Below are 22,540 nucleotides of genomic sequence, written 5' to 3'. Positions count from 1 at the left end.
GGTAGAGGAGTTTAAACATGCCACCTAAGACTCAGCGCCGCCCGCGTAAGGCTGCGCGTAAGAACGTCCTCAACGGACAGGCGCACATCAAGTCCACCTTCAATAACACGATCGTCTCGATCACCGATGCCAAGGGCGAGGTCCTCGCTACGGCGTCGGCGGGCATGGTCGGCTTCAAGGGTTCGCGTAAGTCCACGCCGTACGCCGCTCAGCTCGCCGCTGAGAATGCCGCGCGTCGTGCGATGGACATGGGCCTGAAGAAGGTCGACGTCTTCGTCAAGGGCCCGGGCTCCGGCCGCGAGACCGCGATTCGTTCGCTGACCGCGTCCGGCCTGGAGGTCACCTCGATTTCCGACGTGACCCCGCAGGCGCATAACGGCTGCCGCCCGCCCAAGCGCCGTCGTGTGTGATCGCAGGCCCTTTGGGGCCTCAAGCCGCAGGGCCACGCCCTGCAGGGGATGAACCCACATCAGAGAATCAGGGTGTCATATAGCGGGCACCCGTTGAAAGGACATCACCAGTGATCATTGAACAGCGACCCACGCTGACGGAAGAGAAGCTTTCCGATACACGTTCGCGTTTCACGCTCGACCCGCTCGAGCCCGGCTTCGGCTACACGCTGGGTAACTCCCTGCGTCGTACGCTGCTGTCCTCGATCCCCGGCGCAGCCATCACCTCGATTCACATCGACGGCGTCCTGCACGAGTTCTCGACTGTTCCCGGCTGCAAGGAAGATGTCGCCGAGATCATCTTGAACCTCAAGGAGCTCGTTGTGACCTCCGAGCACGATGAGCCGGTTCTCATGTACCTGCGCAAGCAGGGCCCGGGTCAGGTCCTGGCCTCGGACATCACGCCCCCGTCGGGCGTGGAGATCCACAACCCGGACCTCGTGATCGCCACCCTCAATGAGAAGGGCAAGATCGAGGTTGACCTGACTGTCGAGCGCGGCCGCGGTTACGTGTCCGCTGCGCAGAACAACTCGCCGGATTACGAGATCGGTCGTATTCCGATCGATTCGATCTACTCGCCGGTGGTGAAGGTTTCCTACAAGGTCGAGGCCACGCGTGTGGGCCAGCGTACCGACTTCGACAAGCTCATTGTCGACGTGGAGACCAAGCCGTCCACCCAGCCGCGTGACGCGTTCGCGTCCGCCGGCAAGACCCTTGTCGAGCTCTTTACGCTGTGCACGGAGCTCAATGAAGAGGTGGAGGGCCTGGAGCTCAAGGAAGCCCCTGTTGTCGAGCAGCAGTCCTCGGATCTGCAGCGCCCGATCACGATCCTGAACCTGCCCGCCCGCTCGCAGAATTGCCTGCAGCGCGAGGGCATCCACACGATCGGTGAGCTCGTCATGCGCTCGGAGGCTGACCTCCTCGATATCCGTAACTTCGGCGCCAAGTCGATTGAGGATGTCAAGGATGAGCTGGCCAAGCTCGATCTTCGTCTGAAGGATTCGCCCACGGGCTTCATGTCCGGTTTCGGTGACGACTACGGCATGCAGTTCAGCGACGACGCGTAATTTAGGAATTACCTTCGCCTGGGACTAGGACGCCGCAGGCGAAGGCGCGGAAGAGCTCGCAGAGCTTGCCCGCACAGTTATTGAGGAGTAAATATGCCCAAGCCCGCAAAGGGTCCGCGCCTCGGGGGCAGCCCGTCCCACGAGCGCAAGATTATTGCCAACCTGTGCAAGTCGCTCATCATGAATGAGCAGGTTGTGACCACGGAGGCCCGTGCCAAGCGCGTGCGTCCGCACATCGAGAAGCTCATCACGAAGGCGAAGAAGGGCGACACCTACAACCGTCGCCTCGCCCTCAAGGTCCTCGGCGACCGCGAGGTTGCCTACGTCCTGTTCGAGGAGCTCGCCCCGAAGTTCGCCGAGCGCAACGGTGGCTACACCCGTACCACCAAGCTGCCGAACCGCAAGGGTGACAACGCTCCGATGGCCCTGATCGAGCTCGTTCTCGAGCCGGTCTCGCCCAAGCAGGCCGTTGTCAAGGAGGCCGAGAAGGCTGCCCAGAAGGCCGCTGAGGCTGAGGAGGCCGAGGTTGAGGAGGCCGCAGTCGAGGCCGAGGAGGCCCCGGCTGAGGCTGAGGACGCTCCGGCGGAGGACACCGAGTAAGAAGCTCGCATGAACGATGCCCGGCATAAGCCGGGCATCGTTGTATCACGGGTGCGGTTCGGACCGATTTAAATGAACTGGACGATTCCGGGGTGATCTCCTCATATACGAAGATCTCCCCGGAATCGTCCAAAAGTTTTTAGTGGGTCGAGCCTGACGTCGCTTGAATTCAGACCCACTCGACCCGCTCGAGGTCGACACCGTGGGCTGCCGCGTTGGCGTCGATCACCTGGTGGAGCCAGTGGGTGAGCCCGGGGGCGACGTCGTCGTAGTGGGCGCGGAAGCGCCGGTCAGCGACATAGCCACGCCCAAGGATGACGTGTTTGGCGTGTGTGACGGGGAAGAAGCCCTCGGATAGAAGTGCCCGATGCTCCTCGGCAAGGGCGTTTGCCTCCTCAGAGCCGGGGACGACGCCGGCCTGCATGGCCTGGGCGAGCCGGGTTTCGACGTCGTGCTGGCACCTGGCCACCCTCTCCCAGTCGGCCTTGGTCATGCGGGCTTGGCGCTTGGCTGAGATCTCCCAGTCAGATGTTTCGCCGTAGGCCTCCTCGGCTTCGGCCTGGTAGGCGGGGAAGTTGGCCTCGCCCAGGATTGCGGCGACCTCGTCGACGCTAAGTTCGTGATTGTTCATGGCATCCTCCAGAAGGTAGTCGAGGGCGTCGATCATGCGTGTCAGTTCGCCCTGTTTTTCCATGAGAAGCTGGCGCTGGCGGCGTAGGTGGTCGACGCCGGTACCCGGCCCGGCGAGCAGATCTCGGATCGCGTCAAGGCTCATGCCAGTGGCTCGGTAGGCCATGACCTGCTGGAGACGGGCGATGTCGGTGTCGGAGTAGAGGCGGTAGTCGGACCAGGTGCGCTCGGGAACCACGAGCCCGCGCTCCTCCCAATAGTGGAGCGTTCGTACCGAGATTCCCAGGAGCTGGGCTACGTCACCAACTGTTCTCATATCTCGATCATGGTTCCTGACGCGGCGTGAGGGTCAAGGGAGACTTAGAGTGTGATGAACAGGAACAGTCCGAATGCGCCGGTCATCCCGATGAGTACCCACTTGAACTTGACCAGGATCGCCACGTACTCGCGTAGGAAGGCGGGGCGGCACAGTGCGCGCTAGAGCACCTTCGCCAGGAATTCCTTGGTGCGAGGGTGGGAGGGGTGGTCGAAGACGTCGGCGGGGGTGCCGGATTCGACGATCTGGCCCTCGTCCATAAGGATCACCTGGTCGGAGACTTCGCGGGCGAAGCCGATCTCGTGGGTGACCACCACCATGGTCATGCCCTGGGCGGCGAGGTTTTTCATGACGGCGAGCACCTCGCCCACAAGCTCGGGGTCGAGCGCGGAGGTGGGCTCGTCGAAGAGCATGAGCTCCGGTTGCATGGCGAGCGCCCGGGCGATGGCGACGCGCTGCTGCTGGCCGCCGGAGAGCTCGGCGGGGTAGTGGCTGGCGCGGTCGGCGAGCCCGACCTGGGCGAGCAGCTCCTCGGCGCGCTTCTTCGCGGCCGCTTTCTCCACGCCTTTGACCTGGATCGGGGCCTCCATGACGTTCTCGAGCGCGGTCATGTGCGGGAAGAGGTTGAAGCGCTGGAAGACCATCCCAATTTGCGTGCGCTGGACGGCCACCTGCTTTTCGGTGAGCTCGTGGAGTTTGCCGTCCACCTTCCGGTAGCCCATGAGCTGCCCGTCGACGATGATCGACCCGGCCTGAATCGTCTCCAGTACGTTGATGCACCGCAAGATGGTGGACTTGCCGGAGCCGGAGGGGCCGAGGATGGTGGTGACCGACCCACGCGGCACGTCGAAGCTGACCCCGCGCAGGACGTGGAGGTTGTCGAAGAACTTGTGGACGTCGTGGACCTCAACCATGTTCATAGCGTTCTCTTTTCCCAAAGTCTCAGTTAGCAGGGCGGCGCGCCTTAGGGCGTGTATTCGATCATCGGGTTGTCAACCGTGGTGCCGGCGGCGTTGATCGCGGCCTGGCGCGAGCGGCGTTGCTTGGCCTTTGCGCGCCGGGAGAGCCGGTCGACGTCGCCGTCCTTGACCCCGCGCCCGTAGTAGGCCTCGATGTAGTGCTGGCCGACCATGAGGATAGAGGTGATGGCGAGATACCAGATGACGGCGATGAGCAGCCACGGGATTTGGCGCAGGGAGGCGAAGCCGAGGGCGTTGGTGACGTAGGTAAGGTCGAGGGTGAAGGGGACGGCGGAGACGAGCGAGGTGGTCTTGAGCATGGAGATCGTCTCGTTGCCGGTGGGCGGGATGATGACGCGCATGGCCTGCGGGAACACGATCCGGCGCAGCACCTGGCCGCGCGACATGCCGAGCGCTTTGGCGGCCTCCTCCTGGCCGGCGTCGACAGAGTTGAGGCCGGAGCGGACGATCTCGGACAGGTAGGCGCCCTCGTTGAGGCCGAGCCCGAGCACGGCGTAAATGAACATCGTGCGCTGGAGGTCGCCGGGGACTAGCCGGTTGGGGTTGAGGGTGAAGAAGTTGATGTCCGTCCATGGGATGCCCACGGTAATCGTGGTGAACAGGGTGCCGATGAGACCCCAGAAGATGAGCTGGGTGTAGATCGGGGTGCCGCGGAAGAACCAGATGTAGGCCATCGCCACCCAGCGCAGCACGGGGTTTTGGGAGCGGCGCATGACGGCCATGGTGACGGCAAGGATGATGCCAAGCACCATGGCCCCCACGGTGAGTGCGAGGGTCCAGCCCACCGCCCTGATGACTTCGGGGCGGAAGAGGTTGGCCCACACCACGTCCCAGTGCCAGTTGGGGTTGGTGATGAGCACGTTGATGATCATGAGGGCGAAGATGCCCACGACGACGGCGGAGACGATGCGCCCCCAGTGCCGGACGGGGACGGCGTCGATGATTTCGATGTTGTCGTGCATGGTGTGCTTTCTGAGGACCACGGGAGGGGTGGGCAAAGGCCCCGGGCGGCAACCAAGCCGCCGACCCGGGGTTGCGCGATTAGGAGGCGGGGTTGAGCACGGCCTGGTCGGCTACGCCCTCGGAGATGCCCCAGGTGTCGAAGATGGCCTTGAGCTGGCCGTCGTCCATGAGCTTTTGGAGTGCGGCCTGGATGGCGGCGGTGAGCTCGGCGCTGTCCTTGGGGGTGACGATGCCGTACGAGGCGGAGTCCTCGACCTCGCCGATGCGCTCGATCTTGCCCTCGTTGAGGGAAATGGCGTAGTCGGCCACGGGGGAGTCGGTGTACATGGCGTCCACCTGGCCCGACGCCACGCGCAGGGTGACGGCGGACTGTTCGGACAAGGACTGGATCTGGATCGGGTCGTCCTTGCACTGGCCCTCGTTCATGTCGGCGAGGACTTCTTCCTGGTAGGTGCCGGTCTGGACGCCCACCACTTTGCCGCACGGCTGGGTCTGGTCAAAGCCGTTGGGGTTGCCGGCGGGCACGGCCCAGGACGAGCCGGCCTGGAGGTATTTGATCATGTCGACCACGTCTTGGCGGTCGGCGTTGATGGTGAAGTTCGCGATGCCGATCTCGTAGCGGGTGCCGATGCCGGGGATGATCGCGGCGAATTCGGCTTGCTGGAATTCGACGTCGAGTCCAAAGACCTTGCCGATCGCGTTGCCCATGTCGATGTCGTAGCCGAGCGGGGTGACGCCGTCGGGGGCGTAGAACTCGGCGGGGGCAAAGAAGATGTTGGTGCCGACCACCAGCTTGCCGTCGGCGGCGATCGCCTCGGGGACCATGGCGGCGATCTTGTCGTCCTTGGTGATGCCGGACAGGTCGGCGGCGAGCATACCCTCGCTCGTGGCGTCGCTTGCGTTGACGTCGTCGTTGGAGCAGGCCGCGAGCGTGAGTGCAAGGGTGGCGGCTGCGATGGCCGAGATCGTGCGCTTCATGATTCCTCCGTAGAACGTGGGTGCGCCTGCGTGGCGCACTCACAAGTATATGCGTTGGAGCGAATAAGTATGCAACTGTTCCATGGTGTGGTCGCCCACAGTACTTGCGCTTCGGAGGGTTCACGACGCCGTCGCGCGGCTTTCGCGGGTACGCGGTCTCGCGATGGCGCCTGGCTACCTGCCGACCATCGACCAGGCGCGCACGCCCCCGGCCATCCCGGCCATGTTGGGCACCCAGTTCGCCTGCGGCATGCGGGCGCGCACGGAGTCGGTCACGCGCGCGGCGTTGCCCCCGCCGATATACAACGAGTCCCAGCGGAAGACGGGCCACAGGGTCTCCACGGCCTTGGCCACGCGGCGCGACCAGGCCGAATCGCCGAGGCGGACGCGCTCGTGTTCGCCGAGGATGTCGTCGAAGGTGAGTCCCCAGCGCACGGTGGCGTGTGAGATTTCGAGATGGGGTGCGAGGCGGCCGTTGTCGAGGAAGGCCGAGCCGAGACCGGTGCCGAGGGTCAGCACGAGTTCGAGCCCCTTGCCGGACACGATCCCCGCGGCGGCAACCTCGGCGTCATTGAGTACGAGCGCGGGCACGCCGAAGCGCGCCTCGAGCGCGGTTTGCATGTCCTGCCCGTTCCAGGCGTGCTCGAGGTTGGGCAGGATGCGCGTGTGGGGGCCGGCGCGGCGGATGTAGTGCGGGGTGTAGGCCACCACGCCGTGGCGGATCATGCCGGGCATGCCAAGCGTCATGCGGTCGATGTGCGGCGCGCCGAGCTGGGAAAGCTGGGCCTCGATGACCTGAAGCAGGTCCTCGGGGGAGAAGGGGTAGGGGACCGGGGTGCGCACCACGTCGCTGCGCTGGAACCCGCCCGCGTCCAGGACGCAGGACTTGATGCCGCCACCGCCGCAGTCGACGGCGAGCGTGTAAATCTGGGATGCGTCCATGCTTAGACGGTAGCGCAAAAGTCTAGACATTCGATAGTTTCTACAGGCCCGCCCGGCCCCGTAGTCTGGGGGCATGAGGATTCGCATCGATCTGTCCTACGACGGCACCGGCTTCCACGGCTGGGCCGCCCAGCCCGGCCTGCGCACGGTCCAGGGCGAACTCGAGTCGGCGCTCGCGATGATCCTGCGCCAGGATGTGGCGCTCACGGTGGCGGGCCGCACCGACGCCGGGGTCCACGCCGCCGGACAATGCGCGCACCTCGACGTCGCCCCCGCGGCCTGGGAGGCACTGCCCGGGCGCTCCAGTCGCACCCCGGGCGAGGCGCTGGTGGCGAAGGTCAACGCGATCACGGCGCGCGGGGCGGGCGGGGCGCCGGGCTACACGGATGTCATCGTGGGCGACGCCCGGGCGGTCCCGCAGGACTTCGACGCTCGTTTTTCCGCGCTGTGGCGGCGATACTCCTACCGGATCGCCGACGGGGTGGGCGCCTGGGATCCGCGCCGGCGCGACGTGCTCTGGCTCGACTATCCGCTCGACGTCGACGCGATGAACCGGGCGGCGCAGGGCCTGCTCGGTGAGCACGACTTCCTGTCCTTCTGCAAGCCGCGCGAGGGGGCGTCGACCGTGCGCACGCTGCTCGAGCTCGGCTTCGAGCGCACGGGCGGGATGGTCGTGGGGTATGCCAAGGCTGACGCGTTTTGCCACTCGCAGGTGCGCACGCTCATGGGAACCCTCATCGAGGTCGGCCGTGGGGCCCGCGACGAGGGCTGGCCGGCCGCGCGCCTGAAGGAGGCGGTGCGTAACGGGGAGGTGGTAGTCGCCGCTCCTCATCCCCTCACGCTCGAGGAAATCGGCTACCCCGCACCCGAGCTCTACGGGCAGCAGGCCACCCTCACGCGGCGCTACCGAGGATAGCGCCCCGCGCGAGGGAGGGGCGGTAGTGGGTGGCTAGTCCTGCCGGCCGGCGGCTATGGGTGTGCGACGCGCTGGCGGTGATGATGATCGTGGCGGGCAACCGGTTGCCCGACCACTCGATGAAGTTGAGGAAGCGGTCGATCGGGCCCGTCTTGGGTGTGGGTGGAGGTTAGCTTCACAGTTTTCCAGCTTCACCTAGGCTGGTGGTCCTGCTAGCGTGGAAGGTGCAAGGAAGCCCCTTGGTCGAATGGCCAAGGGGCTTTGTCCTGCCCGGGGTATCCCTGGTGGGAAAGCGCGGCAACGTGCCGCATGAGTGGCATCCTAGGAGGTGTCAGATGAGAATTGCACTGGTCGCACATGACCGCAAGAAGCAGGAGCTCCTCGAGTGGGCTCAGTACAACTTCCCCGTGCTGAAGGAGCACATCCTGTGTGGTACGGGAACCACCGCGACTCTGATTCGCAACGAAACCGGCCTCGACGTCGAAATCCTCAAGTCGGGCCCCAAGGGTGGCGACGCCCAGATCGGCGCCCGCATTGTCGAAGATCGTCTGGACGCGATGTTCTTCTTCTGGGACCCGGAGGCTGCCCAGCCTCACGATCCGGACGTCAAGGCGCTCCTGCGCCTGGCCACCCAGTACAACATCCCGGTGGCGATGAACCGCGCGACTGCGGACATCATCATCGGCAGCCCCCTGTTCTACAACGAGGGCTACGAGCGCGCCATGTACGATCCGGCGCTGCGTGATCCCTACGAGGTGCTCGATATCGTCGAGGCCTAAGGGAAAGCGAACAAACAAAAGCGGCGAGTGTTCCTCGCCGCTTTTTCGTTGCGATCGTCCGTATCGCACACTTGATCCCTATTTGCCCAGGGCGTGGGCGGTCACCACCTCGTCAATGTAGGAGAAGGTGATGTGGGCGTCGTCGGAGGGCAGCTCGTAGAGGGGCTCGCGGCGCGGGCGGCGGGCCTTGGTGGCGATGAGCTGGCGCAGGTAGGCGCGCTTGACGGTGAGCACCACGTAAAAGCCGATGAGAACGAACATGGCGTTGGAAAACACCGAGGGCCAGGCGCCGGTGGCGGAGGCGAGGATGACCATGAATAGCCCCGAGCTGATGCACATGAGCTGGTAGCGCAGTGAATCGGCCGCGAGCTTGCCGGTGGAGACGAGGTAGTACCCGCCGAGGTAGAGCGCGGCGCCGATCCATCCAAGACACTGTGCGATGGTCTGCATTGTTTCGTTCACAGCTCTATAGTGACGGCCCAGAAGGTTAATGACAATTGAAATTAGCTGGAGTTGGGGTTAAGTTTTACTTCATGGCTATTTCGGTGCAACGTCTTGACGTTCTCTTGGCCGTCTCGAGGGAAGGTGGCATCCAAGCGGCGGCCGACGCCCTGCGTGTCTCGCCCTCGGCGGTAAGCCAGCAAATCCGCAAGCTGGAGCGGGAATGCGGGGTCGAGCTGCTCGTGCGCACGCACTCCGGCGCGGTGCTGACGGAGGCGGGCAAGATCGTCGTCGCGGGTGCCGAACGCATCGAAAGTGAACTCGATCGCACTGTGCGCGAGCTGCTCGAAGCCGAGGGGGTGCCCACCGGAATCGTCCGCCTCGCCTCCTTCCAGACCGTCATCCGTGGTCTCGTCCTGCCCAACCTGGACCTCTTCGCCGAGATGGCCCCCGGCATCGACCTCCATCTGCGCGAATCCACCACCGACGCCGCGCTGGCCGCCGTGCGTCGTGGGCGGGCCGACATCGCCGTGCTCGAATATGACTCGGAGATCCCGCGTGGCCCCCGCGGGGTCAACGTGCTACCGCTCCTGCAAGAGCCGTGGTACATGGTCTACCCCTCCTCCTATGCTGAGCCGGCTGATCCGCGCGAGTTCGCCAGCGAGACTTGGCTCGGAGTCGACCCGGACACAGCCGCCGGGATCGCCACCACGCGCCTGGCCCACCAGTGGGGGTTCACGCCGTCGGGGAAGTATGTGTATGAGGACTACGACGTCGCCCTCCACATGGTCGCCGCGGGCCTCGGCATCGCCGTGCTCCCCAAACTCGGGCTGGGGGTGCTCCCGGGTGGGGTCCAGGTGCGGATGCTCACTGGGCTCGGCACCCGCCGGCTCGTCTTGTGTGTGTCCGCAGCCCTGTCACGCCAATCCGATACCATTGACCACACGTGCAAGGTCCTGCGGCAGATCGCACTCACGGCCTCCGAGCAGGGCAACATGCACACCCCGCCGGCGGGCGGTGCGTAGGTGGTGGAACTGGCCACACCGCCCGCGGCACCTTTGACGCCGCTAAGCCGCGCTGATTAAAATAAAAAACCGTTGTGCCCTGATGCTTTTCCCACTCGTCTTGGCACGGCGGCGAATCCGACCATTTGGCACATAGCGGCAAAGCCATCCGCTAGCCAAACATGAATAGAAAAGGCTACGCAAGTGCGCACTTTTACACCGAAGCCCGGTGACATCGAGAAGAAGTGGTACGTCATTGACGCCACCGATGTTGTCCTTGGCCGACTGGCAGCCCAGGTTGCCCCCCTGCTCCGTGGGAAGCATAAGCCGACCTTTGCTCCGCACGTTGACACGGGTGACTTCGTCATTGTTATCAATGCTGACAAGGTCGCTCTGACCGGTATGAAGCATACGCAGAAGATGGCCTACCGCCACTCCGGTTTCCCGGGCGGGCTGAAGGCTACCTCGTACGCAGAGCTTCTAGAGGAGAATCCCGAGCGCGCCGTCTACAAGGCTGTCGCCGGCATGCTCCCCAAGGGCACCCTCGGACGTCAGCAGCTGAGCAAGCTCAAGATCTACCGTGGCGCTGAGCACCCGCATTCCGCTCAGAAGCCCGAGGTCTACGAGCTCAAGGCTGCCAAGTAACCACTTTACTTAAGGAGAACCGTGGCACAGACCACCGAAACTGAAGAGCTCGAGGAGCTGAGCTCGTACACTACCGAGACCGCCGAGGAGCAGACCGGCCAGGGTACCTCCCTGACCGCCCCGGGCGCTGGTCTCGGCCGCCGCAAGGAAGCAGTTGCTCGCGTCCGCCTCGTTCCTGGCACCGGCCAGTGGACCATCAACGGTCGCTCGCTGGAGGACTACTTCCCGAACAAGCTGCACCAGCAGCTCGTCAATGATCCGTTCACCCTGCTTGACCTCAAGGGTCGCTTCGACGTGGTCGCCCGCATCCGTGGCGGCGGCACGTCCGGCCAGGCTGGCGCGCTCCGCCTTGGCATCTCGCGCGCGCTGAACGAGATCGACCGTGAGGCGAACCGCCCGGCCCTGAAGAAGGCTGGCTTCCTCACCCGCGACGCCCGCGCTGTCGAGCGCAAGAAGGCCGGCCTCAAGAAGGCGCGCAAGGCCTCGCAGTTCTCGAAGCGTTAATCGCACCTTTTTCATTGGCCCCGCCCATGCCGCATGCCGGCCCGGGCGGGGCCTTTGCATTCGTCGGACAAGAAGGCTATCTCACGAAAGTGGGCCGCCGGGTTCTCCGGCCCGGGCGGGCCGCGTGCGATAATTGGTGGGACATACGTGTTTGGTAAAGGAGTAAACGTGGCTCGTTTGTTTGGTACCGACGGTGTGCGTGGCCTCGCGAATCGCGAAATCACGCCCGAATTTGCGCTCCAGCTTGGGCAGGCCGCCGCGCGCGTGCTGGCCGAGGAAGCCGAGGGCCGCCCCAAGGCGATCGTCGGGCGCGACACGCGCCAGTCCTCCGCGATGCTCTCGCATGCGGTGGGCGCGGGCCTGGCGTCGGCGGGCGTGGACGTGGAGCACGTGCGTGAGATCCCCACCCCGGGCATCGCCTACCTCACGTCGGCGCGCGGCTACGACCTGGGCGTCATGATTTCCGCCTCGCACAACGCGATGCCGGACAACGGGATAAAGTTCATCAACGCGAACGGCTTTAAGCTGGACGACGCGATCGAGGACCGCATTGAGGCCACCATGTCCTCCGACTGGGAGCGCCCGGTGGGCGCCGACGTGGGCATGATCGACGAGTCCGCCGCCGTCTCCGACCGGGTCTACATGGACCACCTCGTGTCCGTGGGCGCGGACCTCACGGGCCTGTCCATCGTGCTCGATTGCGCGAACGGTGCGGCCTCCCGCGTGGCGCCGAAGGTGTTCCAGGAGCTGGGCGCGGACGTCGTCGTCATCAACGCCAGCCCCGACGGGCGTAACATCAACCGTAATGCCGGCTCGACCCACCCCTACCGTCTCCAGCAGATGGTCAAGGCCGCCGACGCCGACATGGGATTCGCGTTCGACGGCGACGCCGACCGTTGCATGGCCGTGGACACGAACGGCAAGCTGGTCAACGGGGATGAGATCATGGGCCTGCTGGCGCAGTCGATGAAGGATAAGGGCGAGCTGGCGGGCAACACGCTGGTCATCACGGTCATGTCGAACCTGGGCCTGCGCCTGGCGCTCGATGAGAAGGGGATCGACTACGCGATCACGGGCGTGGGCGACCGCTACGTGCTGGAGAACATGCTGGCCAACGGCTACGTGCTGGGCGGCGAGCAGTCCGGGCACGTCATCAACCTCAACCATGCCACCACGGGCGATGGCACGCTGACTGCGATCCTCGTGGCCTCGGAGGTGGCCCGCCGCAAGGAGGCGCTACACCGCGCAGTGGAGTGGGTGCACGAGCTGCCCCAGCGCCTCATCAACGTGCCGAACGTGGACAAGAACCGCACCGACGAAATCGCTGCCGAGGTGGCGGCCGCGGAGGCCGAGCTGGGCGAGACCGGCCGTGTGCTGCTGCGTGCGTCGGGCACGGAGCCGCTGGTGCGCGTCATGGTCGAGGCCCAGACCCAGGAGCAGACTGACCGGGTGGCCGAGAATCTCGCGGCCGTCGTCGCTGAGCGTCTCGCACTCTAAAACGCGAGTATTGACACGGGCGCCCCGGAGGGATCCGGGGCGCTGTCGTATGCTTGCCGCCGCCCGGCGTCGCTAGATCTTGCGCAGCTGGATCTGCTCGATGCGGTGGTCGGGGCCCTTGGTGAGGGTCACCGTGGCGCGCGAGCGCGTGGGGGCGATGTTCTCGCGCAGGTTGGGCAGGTTGATTGAGGCCCAGATCTGGCGAGCCGTGGCGGTGGCCTCCTCGTCGGTGAGGTTGGCGTACGAGCGGAAGTAGGAGTCCTTGTGAGAGAACGCTGTGGTGCGCAGGGAGCGGAAGCGGGAGATGTACCACTCTTCGAGGTCAGCTTCGGCGGCGTCGATGTAGATGGAGAAGTCGAAGTAGTCGGAGACGGCGAGCTGCTGGGCCGCGTCGGTACGCGCGGGTTGGAGGACGTTGAGGCCTTCGACGATGAGGATGTCGGGTCTGCTGACTACGATCGTTTCGCCGGGGACGATGTCGTAGGTGATGTGATCGTAGACCGGCACCTCGATGTGGGGCTCGCCGGATTTGACCTGCTGGAGGAAGTCGAGGAGTGCCCGGCGGTCGTAGGATTCGGGGAAACCCTTGCGGCCCATGATCCCGCGCTCGGTGAGCACCGCGTTGGGGTAGAGGAAGCCGTCGGTGGGCACGAGCTCGACGTTGGGCGTGTAGGGCCAGCGCGAGAGCAGTTCGCGCAGGAGACGCGCGGCGGTGGATTTTCCGACAGCGACCGAGCCGGCGATCCCCACGATCCAGGGCGTTCGTTCGGTTTTGCGCTCGAAGAAGGCGCTGGTGTCTTTGCGCAGGTTGGAGGTGCACGTGGCGTAGGTCTGCATGAGGGCGGATAGTGGCCGGTAGATCGCGTCGGCCTCGGTGAGGTCGATGGGGTCGCCGAGGGAGGAGATGCGGTCGAGGTCGTGCTGGGTGAGGGGCAGTGGCGCCTTGTCCGCGAGCTCCGCCCACTCGTCGTGGGTGAAGGAGACGTATGGGGAGTGCAGATCGGTCATTCCTTAAGTGTGCCAAGGTGTGCTGGTTTTCGCACGCCGCGGGGCTGGAGTGGACGCGCAGGCGTAGAGTAGGGGAGACAAGGGGGAATGATGGATCAAGCGTTTGCCGCGGATGTGGTGCGGCGTGCCGAGGAGCCGCTGCTTGCCTCGGGCGTGCCCCTCATGGATCGCGCCTCCTACGCGCTGGCCACAAAGGTGGCTACGTTGCGGCTGCCCGGTGAGCGGGCGCTGGCGCTCGTGGGCCGGGGCAACAACGGCGGGGACGCGCTCTTTGCTGCCGCCTACCTCACCCGGCGCGGGGTGTCGGTGAGCGCCGCTATTGCGGGTGACGTCCACGCGGAGGGCCTAGCTGCCGCCAGGCGTGCCGGGGTGCAGATCTGTGAGATCGATGGCGTGGCGGCCCTGCGCGAGATCGCGCGCGGTGCGGACATCTGGATCGACGGCCTGCTCGGGATCGGCGCCTGCGGTCCTATCCGCGAGCCGTATGCCTCCTGGATTCGGGTGCTGAACGAGGAGCGGGCCGGGCGAATCGTCGTTGCGGTGGACGTGCCCTCCGGCGTTGCCGCTGACGACGCCGATCTACACGGTCCCGTCCTTTGCGCCGACCTCACGCTAGCCATGGGATGCCTCAAGCCCGCCCACCTCCTGCCGCCCGCGCGGTATGCGTGCGGGGCCGTGGAGGTGGTGGAGCTCGGGCTCGGGCCGCACCTGGGCGAGCCGGCGGCGCGGCAGCTGACGGACGCGGACGTGGCCGGCTTGTGGCGCGTGCCGGGGCGGGAGGATCACAAGTACACGCGCGGCGTGGTCGGGCTGCTCACCGGCTCGCGCGACTACCCGGGAGCCGGCGTGCTGAGCGCGGCCGGGGCGCTGGGCGGCGGGCCCGGCATGGTGCGCTACCTCGGGAGCAGTCCGGACGTCATGGCCGCCCACCCGGAGGTGGTGCCCGGCGAGGGCCGCGTGCAGGCGTGGGTGATCGGGTCGGGGCTGACCGACCTCGAGGGCGCCGGCGAGGTTTTCGAGCAGGCGCTGGCCGAGGGCCTGCCCGTGGTGCTGGACGCCGGGGCGATCGCCCTGGTCTACGATCGGGAGCTTCCCACCCGCGTGGTGCTCACCCCGCACGCCGGCGAGCTGGCCGAGCTCATGTCCGCAATCTCCGGCGAGGAGTGGGATCGCACGCGCGTGGAGTCCGCCCCGGTGCGGGCGGCGCGTGAGGCCGCCGCCCGCACCGGTGCCACGGTAGTTGCCAAATTCGCCACCACGATCATCGCCGGCCCCGGTGCGCTCTATGCGCAGAGCGGCGCGCCGGGTTGGGCCGGCACGGCGGGCTCGGGCGACGTGCTCGCCGGGCTCACCGGCACCATCCTCGCCGCTCACGCCGATGCCCTCGCCCGCGACCCCGGCCTGACGACGCTGTATGCGGCCGCCGCCGTCCACGTCCACGCCCGAGCAGCCGCACGCGCCGCGGGCACGACGGGCGGCCAGGTTGGCCACCCCATCACCGCCACGGACATTGCCCGCAAGCTCGCCTCCACGATCGGATCGATGAATGACTAGCTTCCCTTCTCGCGCCCTCATCTCCCGCAGCGCCTTCGCCCACAACGTCGCACGCGTGCGGGCCGCAACTGACGCCGAAGTCATGGCGATCGTCAAGGCCAACGCCTACGGCCACGGCCTGGAGCGCGTGGCGCGTTGGGCCTGGGAGGAGGGCGTGCGCTGGTTCGGCGTAGCACAGCTCGCCGAGGCCCTCGAGCTGCGCGGCTACCTCCCGGACGCCCGAATCCTCACGTGGATCTACAGCCCGTCTGACGATCTGGCCGAGGCGCTCGCGGCCGGACTCGACCTCTCGGTCGGGTCGCAGTGGGCACTAGAGAAGCTAGCGGGGGCCGATCGAGCCCGCGTCCACATCAAAGTCGACACCGGCATGGCCCGCGGCGGGCTCACCATGGCGGAACTCGAAAGTTGCGCCGAGCGCATTGCGAGCCTCGAGCGCGAAGGCCGGATCGACGTCGTCGGGCTGTGGTCGCACCTGGCGCGCGCCGACGAACCGGACAGCGAGGAGACCGCCCGGCAGATCGAGCGCTTCGAGCGGGCCCGGCAGGTGCTCGCCGACGCCGGCGTGGTCCCGCAGCGCCTGCACCTGGCGGCTTCCGCCGGCACGCTGTGGCACCCTGCCGCGCACTACGACATGGTCCGCCCCGGCATCGCGCTCTACGGGCTCAGCCCCAACCCGGAGGTCGCCACCGCTGCCGAACTCGGGCTGCGGGCCGTCATGCAGCTTGAGGCCGACGTCATGACCGTGCGCGACGTGCCGGCCGGCACCGGCGTGTCCTATGGTCACACGTACGTCACGGGCGGGGACGCTCACCTCGGCGTCGTGCCCCTCGGGTATGCGGACGGAATCCCGCGGATGGCCTCCAACACGGCCGCCGTCACCGTGGCCGGCCAAACCTGTCCGATCCGCGGCAAGGTGTGCATGGACCAGTTCGTCGTGGAGGGGGAGCTGGCCCCGGGCGACGTGGCCGTCCTGTTCGGCGACGCCGCCACCGCCGCCACCGCCGACGACTGGGCGGAGGCGACCTCCACCATCGGCTATGAGATCGTCACCCGTATCGGATCCCACGTTCCCCGCGTGGACGCCCCCTAGGAGGGGCCGCGTAGAATGTGGGGAGGAAAGGATGGCTGATGAAGCTTCTCGTACCCACTGTTGATGACATCCACCGCGTAGGGCGCGCCCTCGGCGCACACGCCCAGCCGGGGGACCTCGTCATGCTCAACGGCCCCCTCGGCGCCGGCAAGACCACGATGACGCAGGGGATCGCGGACGGGCTCGGGGTCACGGACGCCGTGTCCTCGCCCACGTTCGTCATCGCTCAGATCCACCCCGGCCGCTTCGACCTCGTGCACGTGGACGCCTACCGGCTCACCTCCATGGAGGAACTCGACGCGCTTGACCTGGACGCCTCGCTCGACGAGTCGCTCACTGTGGTCGAGTGGGGCAGCGGCAAGGTGGAAACCCTCACCGGCTCGCGCCTCGAGATCGACATCGTGCGCCCCACCGGGGCTGACGCGGCGGTGGGCGAGCTTGGCGAGGACGAGCCGCGTACCCTCACCTTCCACCCCTACGGCGAGCGGGCCGAGGAGCTGGCGCGCGCTGTAAGGGCCGAGGTTCCAGATTTAGAGAGCCGCTAATGCACCGCCTCCTTCTCCTGCTCGTGCTCTCCCTCCCACTGGCGCCCATCGCCGCCACCACCGACCCCGCGGAGATCCCCGAGTCCGTGGCCGCCTGGTTTAACGACAAGGCGCTCGCCACCGTCCGTTCCCACGCCTCCGAGGCGTTCCCGGACGCGAGCGCGGAGGAGGTGGCTGCGATGAAGGTGGGCGCGCCCCAAAAGACGGCCGTGTTCGCCGACACCTCGGGAGTCAACGCCATTCAAACCTCCGACCGCTGGATCGCGCCCATCATGAGCGGCTCGGACGCCGTGGGCGCCGTCTCGGTCGACTTCGCTTCCGGGATCGCCGCCGATGAGATCGTGCGCGGGGACGAACGGCTGGGAACCGCGATTGCGCGCGGCGAAGCCGACGTCACCTTCGTGTGGGACCCGCGCCTGAGAGCCTGGTTCGCCATGCGCGAGTCAACCATCGAACCCGCCGGTTCCGCGGGTGCCAGCATCGTGCTCGGCGCGATTCCGCTCACCGATTTCCTCGCCCAGCGCGCCCGGATCCTGTCCAGCTCCACGCCCGTGCCCGAGTCGCCGTCGGTAAGCGCCGTGGCCCCGGCCGAAACGGGGCGCAACCTGCCGGTGACGATCATGCTCGTGCTCGTGGTGCTCGGCCTGATCATCGGTTCGCTCGTGTGGCTGCGCTCGGAGCAGGGCACCGATGAGGACGAGGAAGCCGAGCAGAGCGAGCTTTCCACGGTTCTCCGCAAAGGCCTGGTGGGGATCGGCGAATCGAAGATGCGCTTTCGCGATTCGGCGAAGAAGATCAACGTGTATAAGTCACCGAAGAAGAAGGACGAATCCCGTGCACTTTCTGACGATTGATTCATCGACCGGCATTGAGGCTGGCGTGTGCCACGAGGAGCTGGGGATGGTGCGCGACCTCGCGGTGGCCACCTCGGCCTCCACCCGCGAGCACGCCGAGAAGCTCACGCCCCTCATCCAGGGCGCGCTCGCCAAGGCCGGGATCGAGCGCCCCGACGCGATCGTGGTCGGCACCGGCCCGGGAGCCTTCACTGGCCTGCGCGCCGGGCTCGTCACCGCCCGCACGCTTGCCCGCGCCTGGGGCGTGCCGCTCTACGGCGTGTCCACCCTGGAGATTCTGGGCCTGGCCGCCTCTGACCAGGGTGCGCAGGAGGTCGTGCCGATTATCGACGCGCGGCGTAAAGAGGTCTACGCGATGCGCGTGCGGCCAATGGGTGCCGACGACGTCGCCGTCATCGAAGCGCCCGAGGTCCTCACCCCGGCCGAATTGGCCGAGCGCCTGCGCCACGAGCCGGCGATCCTGGCCGCGATGTCCGCTGACCTCTACCCCGAGTTGGGCGAGCGCCTCGTCGTCGCGCCGCGCCCGTCCGTCATGGCCCGCATCGCCTCCTCGCGCCTGGCCCGGATCGAGGCAGGTGAGGAGCTCTCGCTCGACACAGAGCCACTCTACCTGCGCCGCCCCGACATCCACCAGGGCTAATGGACGCGCCCGCCGGGGTGAGGCTGGTCCGCCCGCCGCAGGCGTGGTGGCCTAAGGCCGCCAGCTTCGACGCGGCGAACTTTGGCCAGGACTCCTGGCCCGCCCCCGTGTGGGAGAGCGAGCTAGCCGCGCCCGGCCGCACCTACCTCGCGCTCGTCACCGACGTGCTGGGGGAGGGCACGGTCGTGGGGCTCGGCGGGATCTCGCACGGGCCGGAGGCCGAGGTCCTGACGATCGCGGTGGCCTCGCACATGCGCGGGCGCGGCCTGGGCGCCTTCCTGCTCGCGCGGCTGCTGGAGATTCCGTGCGAGCACGGCGCCGACGTCGTCTTCCTCGAGGTGCGCGCCCACGACGCCGGAGCCCGGCGTCTCTACGAACGCGCCGGCTTTGCCTCGGTGGGCCTGCGCAAGGGGTATTACTCCGACGACGACGCGCTCATCATGCGCCTGGATCTGAACCCGCGCGAAGGGGAGCAAGCGTTGGAATGCCAAGGAAAAACGGATAGCGATTAACGCACTCGGATTGTCACGAAAATGGGTCCGGAGGCCCAGGCGGGCCGAAAGTCGCACTTTGGCCATGATTGGCGCGGAAAACCGGGGAAAGCCGGGCTTTGACAGGTGTTACGGCCGCGCGAATCTGGGCCGTTCGAACGATATCCCCCGTTATTCTTTTGATAGATTCAAAAACGTGGCTACTTCAACTGTTGATTCTGTGAAGGGTCGTCGCACCACGGTCGCATTAAAGATCGCGATGGCTGTGACGGGCCTGTTTTTTGTCCTCTTCCTCCTCATGCACATGTACGGAAATCTCAAGATGTTCGTCGGGCCTGAGGCATACGATGGCTACGCGCACTGGATGCGCACGATCCTCTACCCGGTGTTGCCGCACGAAGGCACCCTGTGGGTCCTGCGCTTTGTGCTTCTTGCCTCGATCCTGATCCACGTCTGGGCAGCCGTGACGCTGTGGAAGCGCGCTGGCAAGGCCCGCGGTCAGGCGTACAAAGTCAACACCGGCAAGAAGATCACGGCGATCCACTCCTACACCGGTTCGCTCATGCGCTGGGGCGGCATCGCGCTCGCCTTCTTCATCGTCTTCCACATCCTGCAGTTCACCAGTCTGCACATCAACGCTGTGGGTGGAACCCGCGCGGACTACGTGGCGCTTGGCCCCTACTACCGCATGATCGGTTCGTTCCAGCCGGAGAACTGGTGGGTTTACGTCATTTACCTCATCGCGATCGCGGCGCTGGCTTTCCACATGCATCATGGCGTGTGGTCGGCGCTTGCCACCCTCGGCCTGTCGCGCTCCAACCGCGAAAAGGCGTACAAGGTTATCGCCGACGTGGTCGCTTTGGCGATCTTCGTTGGCTTCATGACCCCGCCCACCGCGATCCTCTTCGGCATCATTTCTTAAAGGAGGAGGAAAAATGACTGACAACCTCATTCAGGGCCTCTACCGCGAAGGCGACGCAATCGCGGACACCAAGGCTCCTTCCGGTCCGCTCGCTGAGCGCTGGGAGAAGCGCAAGTTCTCGGCTCGCCTGGTCAACCCGGCCAACCGCCGCAAGCTGGACATCATCATGGTCGGCACGGGCCTGGCCGGCGGCGCTGGAGCCGCCTCGCTTGGCGAGATGGGCTACAACGTCAAGGCCTTCTTCTACCAGGATTCGGCCCGCCGTGCGCACTCGATCGCTGCGCAGGGTGGTATCAACGCGGCGAAGAACTACAAGAACGACAACGACTCCACCTACCGTCTGTTCTATGACACGATCAAGGGTGGCGACTTCCGCGCTCGCGAATCGAACGTATACCGCCTGGCCGAGGTCAGCGCCAACATCATCGACCAGTGCGTGGCCCAGGGTGTCCCGTTCGCCCGCGAGTACGGTGGCCTGCTGGATAACCGCTCCTTCGGCGGCGTCCAGGTCTCCCGTACTTTCTACGCGCGTGGCCAGACTGGCCAGCAGCTGCTCATCGGCGCCTACCAGGCGCTCATGCGGCAGGTGAAGGCCGGCACGGTCAAGACGTACAGCCGCCACGAGATGGTCGAGCTCATCGTGGTGGACGGCCGTGCGCGTGGCATCATCGCCCGTGACATGGTCACCGGTGAAATCGAAACTCACCTGGCCGACGCGGTGGTGCTCGCCACCGGCGGCTACGGCAACGTCTTCTTCCTGTCCACCAACGCCATGGGCTGCAACGGCACCGCGATTTGGCGTGCGCACCGCAAGGGCGCCTACTTCGGCAACCCCTGCTACACGCAGATCCACCCCACCTGCATCCCGCAGCACGGCGAGTCGCAGTCGAAGCTGACCCTCATGTCGGAGTCGCTGCGTAACGACGGGCGCATCTGGGTCCCCAAGAAGGCGGAGGACTGCAAGAAGGATCCTCGCGACATCCCGGAAGAGGATCGCGATTACTACCTCGAGCGCATCTACCCGTCCTTCGGTAACCTCGTGCCGCGTGACATCGCCTCCCGCCAGGCGAAGAACATGTGCGACGAGGGCCGCGGAGTCGGCCCGGAGATCGGCGGCGTCGCGCGGGGCGTCTACCTTGACTTTGCCGACGCGATCGAGCGCATGGGCAAGGCCGCGGTCTCGGCCAAGTACGGCAACCTGTTCGACATGTACCAGCAGATCACGGACGAGAACCCCTACGAGGTTCCGATGCGTATCTACCCGGCCGTCCACTACACGATGGGTGGCCTGTGGGTGGACTACGATCTCATGTCCACGGTCCCCGGCCTGTACGTGACGGGCGAGGCGAACTTCTCCGACCACGGCGCCAACCGCCTGGGCGCGTCCGCGCTCATGCAGGGCCTGGCAGACGGCTACTTCGTCCTGCCGAACACGATCAACGACTACCTGGCCGATGGCCCGTTCGAGAAGGTGGACGAGAACCACCCGGCCGTCGTCGAGGCGCGCAAGGGCGTGGAAGAGCGCGTCGCGTTCTTCACGAACAACGCGGGCAACCGGTCGGTTGACTCCTACCACAAGGAACTCGGCCACATCATGTGGGAGTACTGCGGTATGGAGCGCACCGCCGAGGGCCTGAAGAAGGCGATCGGCATGATCCGCGAGCTTCGCGCAGACTTCTGGAAGAACGTCCGCGTCCCGGGCCAGGTCGCAGAGCTCAACCAGTCGCTGGAGAAGGCCGGCCGCGTGGCCGACTTCCTCGAGCTTGGCGAGCTCATGTGTGTCGATGCCCTGCATCGTGAGGAATCCTGTGGCGGCCACTTCCGTGCCGAGTCCCAGACAGAGGAAGGCGAGGCGCTGCGTCACGATGACAAGTACGCGTATGTAGCCGCCTGGGAGTGGACGGGCGAAGGAAACGCCCCGATTCTCCACAAGGAGGACCTCAACTACGAATTCGTCGAGATGAAGCAGCGGAGCTACAAGTGAAGATTAACCTTGAATTTTGGCGTCAGAATGGACCGTCAGAGGCGGGCCATTTCGACACGCACACGATCAACGACGTTGACGACACGGCCTCCTTCCTGGAGATGCTCGATCAGCTCAACGAGGAGTTGTTTGCCGAGGGTAAGGAGCCTGTGGCGTTCGACTCCGACTGCCGTGAGGGCATCTGCGGCCAGTGTGGCATTGTTATCAACGGCGATCCGCACGGCCCGAAGGTGACCACCACCTGCCAGCTCCACATGCGCACCTTCAAGGATGGCGACACGATCACGATCGAGCCGTGGCGTTCCACCGCCTTCCCCGTCCTCAAGGACCTGGTGGTCGACCGCTCGGCGCTCGACCGCATCGTGCAGGCCGGCGGCTACATCTCGGTCAACACGGGTGCGGCCCCGGACGCCCACTCGGTGCCGATCCCGAAGGAGAACGCTGACCGCTCGTTCGAGGCGGCCGCCTGCATCGGCTGTGGTGCGTGCGTGGCCGCGTGCCCGAACGGTTCGGCCATGCTGTTCACGTCCGCGAAGGTCATGCACCTCGGCCTGCTTCCGCAGGGCCAGCCCGAGCGCTACGACCGCGTGGTCAACATGCTCTCCCAGCACGACGCCGAGGGCTTCGGTGGCTGCACGAACGTCGGCGCATGCCATGAGGCCTGCCCGAAGGAAGTGCCACTCGAGCTGATCTCGTTGCTCAACCGCGAGCTCATGAAGGCCCAGGTGCACGGCCGCTAAA

25 protein-coding genes are annotated in these 22,540 nt (G+C 66.1%); 18 read left to right on the top strand and 7 right to left on the bottom strand.

The features are described 5' to 3' along the window. The first annotated feature begins 17 nt into the window (after positions 1–17). The 3 genes from rpsK to rplQ all read left to right on the top strand — a co-directional run bounded on the left by rpsK (position 18) and on the right by rplQ (position 2,116). Positions 18–410 (top strand): 30S ribosomal protein S11, encoded by a 393-nt coding sequence (gene rpsK, locus HMPREF3174_RS04285; protein ID WP_062613560.1) that lies wholly within the window; start codon positions 18–20, stop codon positions 408–410. A 110-nt stretch (positions 411–520) separates the two neighbouring features. Next, the gene (locus tag HMPREF3174_RS04280) at positions 521–1,516 is read left to right on the top strand and encodes a DNA-directed RNA polymerase subunit alpha (protein WP_062613559.1); all 996 of its coding nucleotides are present in this window, start codon (positions 521–523) and stop codon (positions 1,514–1,516) included. A 93-nt stretch (positions 1,517–1,609) separates the two neighbouring features. Next, positions 1,610–2,116, top strand: coding sequence for a 50S ribosomal protein L17 (gene rplQ, locus HMPREF3174_RS04275; protein WP_062613558.1), 507 nt, complete (start codon positions 1,610–1,612; stop codon positions 2,114–2,116). 169 nt (positions 2,117–2,285) lie between these two features. Here the strand turns inward: rplQ and HMPREF3174_RS04270 are convergent, their stop codons facing one another. The 5 genes from HMPREF3174_RS04270 to HMPREF3174_RS04250 form a co-directional block, all read right to left on the bottom strand. Then, a complete protein-coding gene (locus HMPREF3174_RS04270; RefSeq protein ID WP_068538843.1) occupies positions 2,286–3,062 on the bottom strand; it encodes a MerR family transcriptional regulator in 777 nt (258 codons plus the stop codon). A 161-nt stretch (positions 3,063–3,223) separates the two neighbouring features. After that, positions 3,224–3,982 (bottom strand): amino acid ABC transporter ATP-binding protein, encoded by a 759-nt coding sequence (locus tag HMPREF3174_RS04265; protein ID WP_062613556.1) that lies wholly within the window; start codon positions 3,980–3,982, stop codon positions 3,224–3,226. Positions 3,983–4,026: 44 nt separating this feature from the next. Next, positions 4,027–5,004 carry an amino acid ABC transporter permease gene (locus HMPREF3174_RS04260; protein ID WP_062613555.1) on the bottom strand — a complete coding sequence of 326 codons (978 nt, stop codon included), beginning with the start codon at positions 5,002–5,004 and terminating at the stop codon, positions 4,027–4,029. 79 nt (positions 5,005–5,083) lie between these two features. After that, a complete protein-coding gene (locus HMPREF3174_RS04255) occupies positions 5,084–5,983 on the bottom strand; it encodes an ABC transporter substrate-binding protein (RefSeq protein WP_062613554.1) in 900 nt (299 codons plus the stop codon). A gap of 174 nt (positions 5,984–6,157) precedes the next feature. Then, positions 6,158–6,925, bottom strand: coding sequence for an ROK family protein (locus tag HMPREF3174_RS04250; RefSeq protein WP_070448048.1), 768 nt, complete (start codon positions 6,923–6,925; stop codon positions 6,158–6,160). A 73-nt stretch (positions 6,926–6,998) separates the two neighbouring features. On the opposite strand from HMPREF3174_RS04250, the gene truA reads away from it, so the two are divergent. Further along, positions 6,999–7,841 carry a tRNA pseudouridine(38-40) synthase TruA gene (gene truA / locus HMPREF3174_RS04245; protein ID WP_062613552.1) on the top strand — a complete coding sequence of 281 codons (843 nt, stop codon included), beginning with the start codon at positions 6,999–7,001 and terminating at the stop codon, positions 7,839–7,841. A gap of 335 nt (positions 7,842–8,176) precedes the next feature. Continuing rightward, complete coding sequence (locus tag HMPREF3174_RS04240; protein WP_062613551.1) at positions 8,177–8,620, top strand: methylglyoxal synthase; 444 nt, start codon at positions 8,177–8,179, stop codon at positions 8,618–8,620. A gap of 78 nt (positions 8,621–8,698) precedes the next feature. On the opposite strand, the gene HMPREF3174_RS04235 is transcribed toward HMPREF3174_RS04240, so the two are convergent. Beyond that, positions 8,699–9,082 carry a CBU_0592 family membrane protein gene (locus HMPREF3174_RS04235; protein WP_143602044.1) on the bottom strand — a complete coding sequence of 128 codons (384 nt, stop codon included), beginning with the start codon at positions 9,080–9,082 and terminating at the stop codon, positions 8,699–8,701. Between the two features lie 71 nt (positions 9,083–9,153). On the opposite strand from HMPREF3174_RS04235, the gene HMPREF3174_RS04230 reads away from it, so the two are divergent. The 4 genes from HMPREF3174_RS04230 to glmM all read left to right on the top strand — a co-directional run bounded on the left by HMPREF3174_RS04230 (position 9,154) and on the right by glmM (position 12,711). Next, positions 9,154–10,086, top strand: a complete 933-nt coding sequence (locus HMPREF3174_RS04230; protein WP_062613549.1) for a LysR family transcriptional regulator — start codon at positions 9,154–9,156, stop codon at positions 10,084–10,086. Between the two features lie 183 nt (positions 10,087–10,269). Further along, a complete protein-coding gene (rplM, locus tag HMPREF3174_RS04225) occupies positions 10,270–10,710 on the top strand; it encodes a 50S ribosomal protein L13 (protein WP_062613548.1) in 441 nt (146 codons plus the stop codon). A gap of 21 nt (positions 10,711–10,731) precedes the next feature. Next, positions 10,732–11,214 (top strand): 30S ribosomal protein S9, encoded by a 483-nt coding sequence (gene rpsI / locus HMPREF3174_RS04220; RefSeq protein ID WP_062613547.1) that lies wholly within the window; start codon positions 10,732–10,734, stop codon positions 11,212–11,214. A gap of 168 nt (positions 11,215–11,382) precedes the next feature. Further along, on the top strand, positions 11,383–12,711 hold the full coding sequence (gene glmM / locus HMPREF3174_RS04215; RefSeq protein ID WP_062613546.1) for a phosphoglucosamine mutase: 1,329 nt from the start codon (positions 11,383–11,385) through the stop codon (positions 12,709–12,711). A 72-nt stretch (positions 12,712–12,783) separates the two neighbouring features. On the opposite strand, the gene coaA is transcribed toward glmM, so the two are convergent. Continuing rightward, on the bottom strand, positions 12,784–13,719 hold the full coding sequence (gene coaA, locus HMPREF3174_RS04210) for a type I pantothenate kinase (protein ID WP_062613545.1): 936 nt from the start codon (positions 13,717–13,719) through the stop codon (positions 12,784–12,786). An 87-nt stretch (positions 13,720–13,806) separates the two neighbouring features. On the opposite strand from coaA, the gene HMPREF3174_RS04205 reads away from it, so the two are divergent. The 9 genes from HMPREF3174_RS04205 to HMPREF3174_RS04165 all read left to right on the top strand — a co-directional run bounded on the left by HMPREF3174_RS04205 (position 13,807) and on the right by HMPREF3174_RS04165 (position 22,539). Continuing rightward, positions 13,807–15,273 carry an NAD(P)H-hydrate epimerase gene (locus HMPREF3174_RS04205; RefSeq protein WP_062613544.1) on the top strand — a complete coding sequence of 489 codons (1,467 nt, stop codon included), beginning with the start codon at positions 13,807–13,809 and terminating at the stop codon, positions 15,271–15,273. After that, complete coding sequence (gene alr, locus HMPREF3174_RS04200) at positions 15,266–16,363, top strand: alanine racemase (protein ID WP_068538844.1); 1,098 nt, start codon at positions 15,266–15,268, stop codon at positions 16,361–16,363. The genes HMPREF3174_RS04205 and alr overlap by 8 nt, the downstream gene beginning before the upstream one ends. A 38-nt stretch (positions 16,364–16,401) precedes the next feature. After that, on the top strand, positions 16,402–16,908 hold the full coding sequence (gene tsaE / locus HMPREF3174_RS04195; protein ID WP_062613542.1) for a tRNA (adenosine(37)-N6)-threonylcarbamoyltransferase complex ATPase subunit type 1 TsaE: 507 nt from the start codon (positions 16,402–16,404) through the stop codon (positions 16,906–16,908). Further along, entirely contained in the window at positions 16,908–17,762 is an 855-nt protein-coding gene (locus HMPREF3174_RS09390) for a hypothetical protein (protein WP_062613541.1), read from the top strand. Before tsaE ends, HMPREF3174_RS09390 begins: the two co-directional genes overlap by 1 nt. After that, a complete protein-coding gene (gene tsaB, locus HMPREF3174_RS04185) occupies positions 17,743–18,402 on the top strand; it encodes a tRNA (adenosine(37)-N6)-threonylcarbamoyltransferase complex dimerization subunit type 1 TsaB (RefSeq protein ID WP_062613540.1) in 660 nt (219 codons plus the stop codon). The genes HMPREF3174_RS09390 and tsaB overlap by 20 nt, the downstream gene beginning before the upstream one ends. Then, positions 18,402–18,914: a GNAT family N-acetyltransferase gene (locus HMPREF3174_RS04180; protein ID WP_083200579.1), complete on the top strand. Its 513-nt coding sequence runs from the start codon at positions 18,402–18,404 to the stop codon at positions 18,912–18,914. Before tsaB ends, HMPREF3174_RS04180 begins: the two co-directional genes overlap by 1 nt. A gap of 175 nt (positions 18,915–19,089) precedes the next feature. Then, the gene (locus HMPREF3174_RS04175) at positions 19,090–19,815 is read left to right on the top strand and encodes a succinate dehydrogenase cytochrome b subunit (protein WP_236698670.1); all 726 of its coding nucleotides are present in this window, start codon (positions 19,090–19,092) and stop codon (positions 19,813–19,815) included. A gap of 13 nt (positions 19,816–19,828) precedes the next feature. Then, positions 19,829–21,799: a fumarate reductase/succinate dehydrogenase flavoprotein subunit gene (locus tag HMPREF3174_RS04170; RefSeq protein WP_062613537.1), complete on the top strand. Its 1,971-nt coding sequence runs from the start codon at positions 19,829–19,831 to the stop codon at positions 21,797–21,799. Beyond that, positions 21,796–22,539 (top strand): succinate dehydrogenase/fumarate reductase iron-sulfur subunit, encoded by a 744-nt coding sequence (locus HMPREF3174_RS04165; protein ID WP_062613536.1) that lies wholly within the window; start codon positions 21,796–21,798, stop codon positions 22,537–22,539. Before HMPREF3174_RS04170 ends, HMPREF3174_RS04165 begins: the two co-directional genes overlap by 4 nt. Position 22,540 lies beyond the last annotated feature (1 nt).

Origin of the sequence: Trueperella sp. HMSC08H06 (assembly GCF_001808465.1) — a bacterium.
GTDB lineage: Bacteria > Actinomycetota > Actinomycetes > Actinomycetales > Actinomycetaceae > Trueperella > Trueperella bernardiae.
The sequence above is the reverse complement of the archived record's forward strand: the minus strand, read 5'-3'. Positions and strand labels throughout refer to the sequence as shown.

Coding starts and splice junctions, on each gene's coding strand:
- HMPREF3174_RS04180 (WP_083200579.1), top strand. CDS start 18,402: ATGGACGCGCCCGCCGGGGTGAGGCTGGTCCGCCCGCCGCAGGCGTGG.
- HMPREF3174_RS09390 (WP_062613541.1), top strand. CDS start 16,908: ATGCACCGCCTCCTTCTCCTGCTCGTGCTCTCCCTCCCACTGGCGCCC.
- tsaE (WP_062613542.1), top strand. CDS start 16,402: ATGAAGCTTCTCGTACCCACTGTTGATGACATCCACCGCGTAGGGCGC.
- rplQ (WP_062613558.1), top strand. CDS start 1,610: ATGCCCAAGCCCGCAAAGGGTCCGCGCCTCGGGGGCAGCCCGTCCCAC.
- HMPREF3174_RS04255 (WP_062613554.1), bottom strand. CDS start 5,983: ATGAAGCGCACGATCTCGGCCATCGCAGCCGCCACCCTTGCACTCACG.
- HMPREF3174_RS04170 (WP_062613537.1), top strand. CDS start 19,829: ATGACTGACAACCTCATTCAGGGCCTCTACCGCGAAGGCGACGCAATC.
- rpsK (WP_062613560.1), top strand. CDS start 18: ATGCCACCTAAGACTCAGCGCCGCCCGCGTAAGGCTGCGCGTAAGAAC.
- HMPREF3174_RS04240 (WP_062613551.1), top strand. CDS start 8,177: ATGAGAATTGCACTGGTCGCACATGACCGCAAGAAGCAGGAGCTCCTC.
- HMPREF3174_RS04260 (WP_062613555.1), bottom strand. CDS start 5,004: ATGCACGACAACATCGAAATCATCGACGCCGTCCCCGTCCGGCACTGG.
- HMPREF3174_RS04205 (WP_062613544.1), top strand. CDS start 13,807: ATGATGGATCAAGCGTTTGCCGCGGATGTGGTGCGGCGTGCCGAGGAG.
- alr (WP_068538844.1), top strand. CDS start 15,266: ATGACTAGCTTCCCTTCTCGCGCCCTCATCTCCCGCAGCGCCTTCGCC.
- HMPREF3174_RS04265 (WP_062613556.1), bottom strand. CDS start 3,982: ATGAACATGGTTGAGGTCCACGACGTCCACAAGTTCTTCGACAACCTC.
- coaA (WP_062613545.1), bottom strand. CDS start 13,719: ATGACCGATCTGCACTCCCCATACGTCTCCTTCACCCACGACGAGTGG.
- HMPREF3174_RS04250 (WP_070448048.1), bottom strand. CDS start 6,925: ATGGACGCATCCCAGATTTACACGCTCGCCGTCGACTGCGGCGGTGGC.
- HMPREF3174_RS04230 (WP_062613549.1), top strand. CDS start 9,154: ATGGCTATTTCGGTGCAACGTCTTGACGTTCTCTTGGCCGTCTCGAGG.
- truA (WP_062613552.1), top strand. CDS start 6,999: ATGAGGATTCGCATCGATCTGTCCTACGACGGCACCGGCTTCCACGGC.
- HMPREF3174_RS04270 (WP_068538843.1), bottom strand. CDS start 3,062: ATGAGAACAGTTGGTGACGTAGCCCAGCTCCTGGGAATCTCGGTACGA.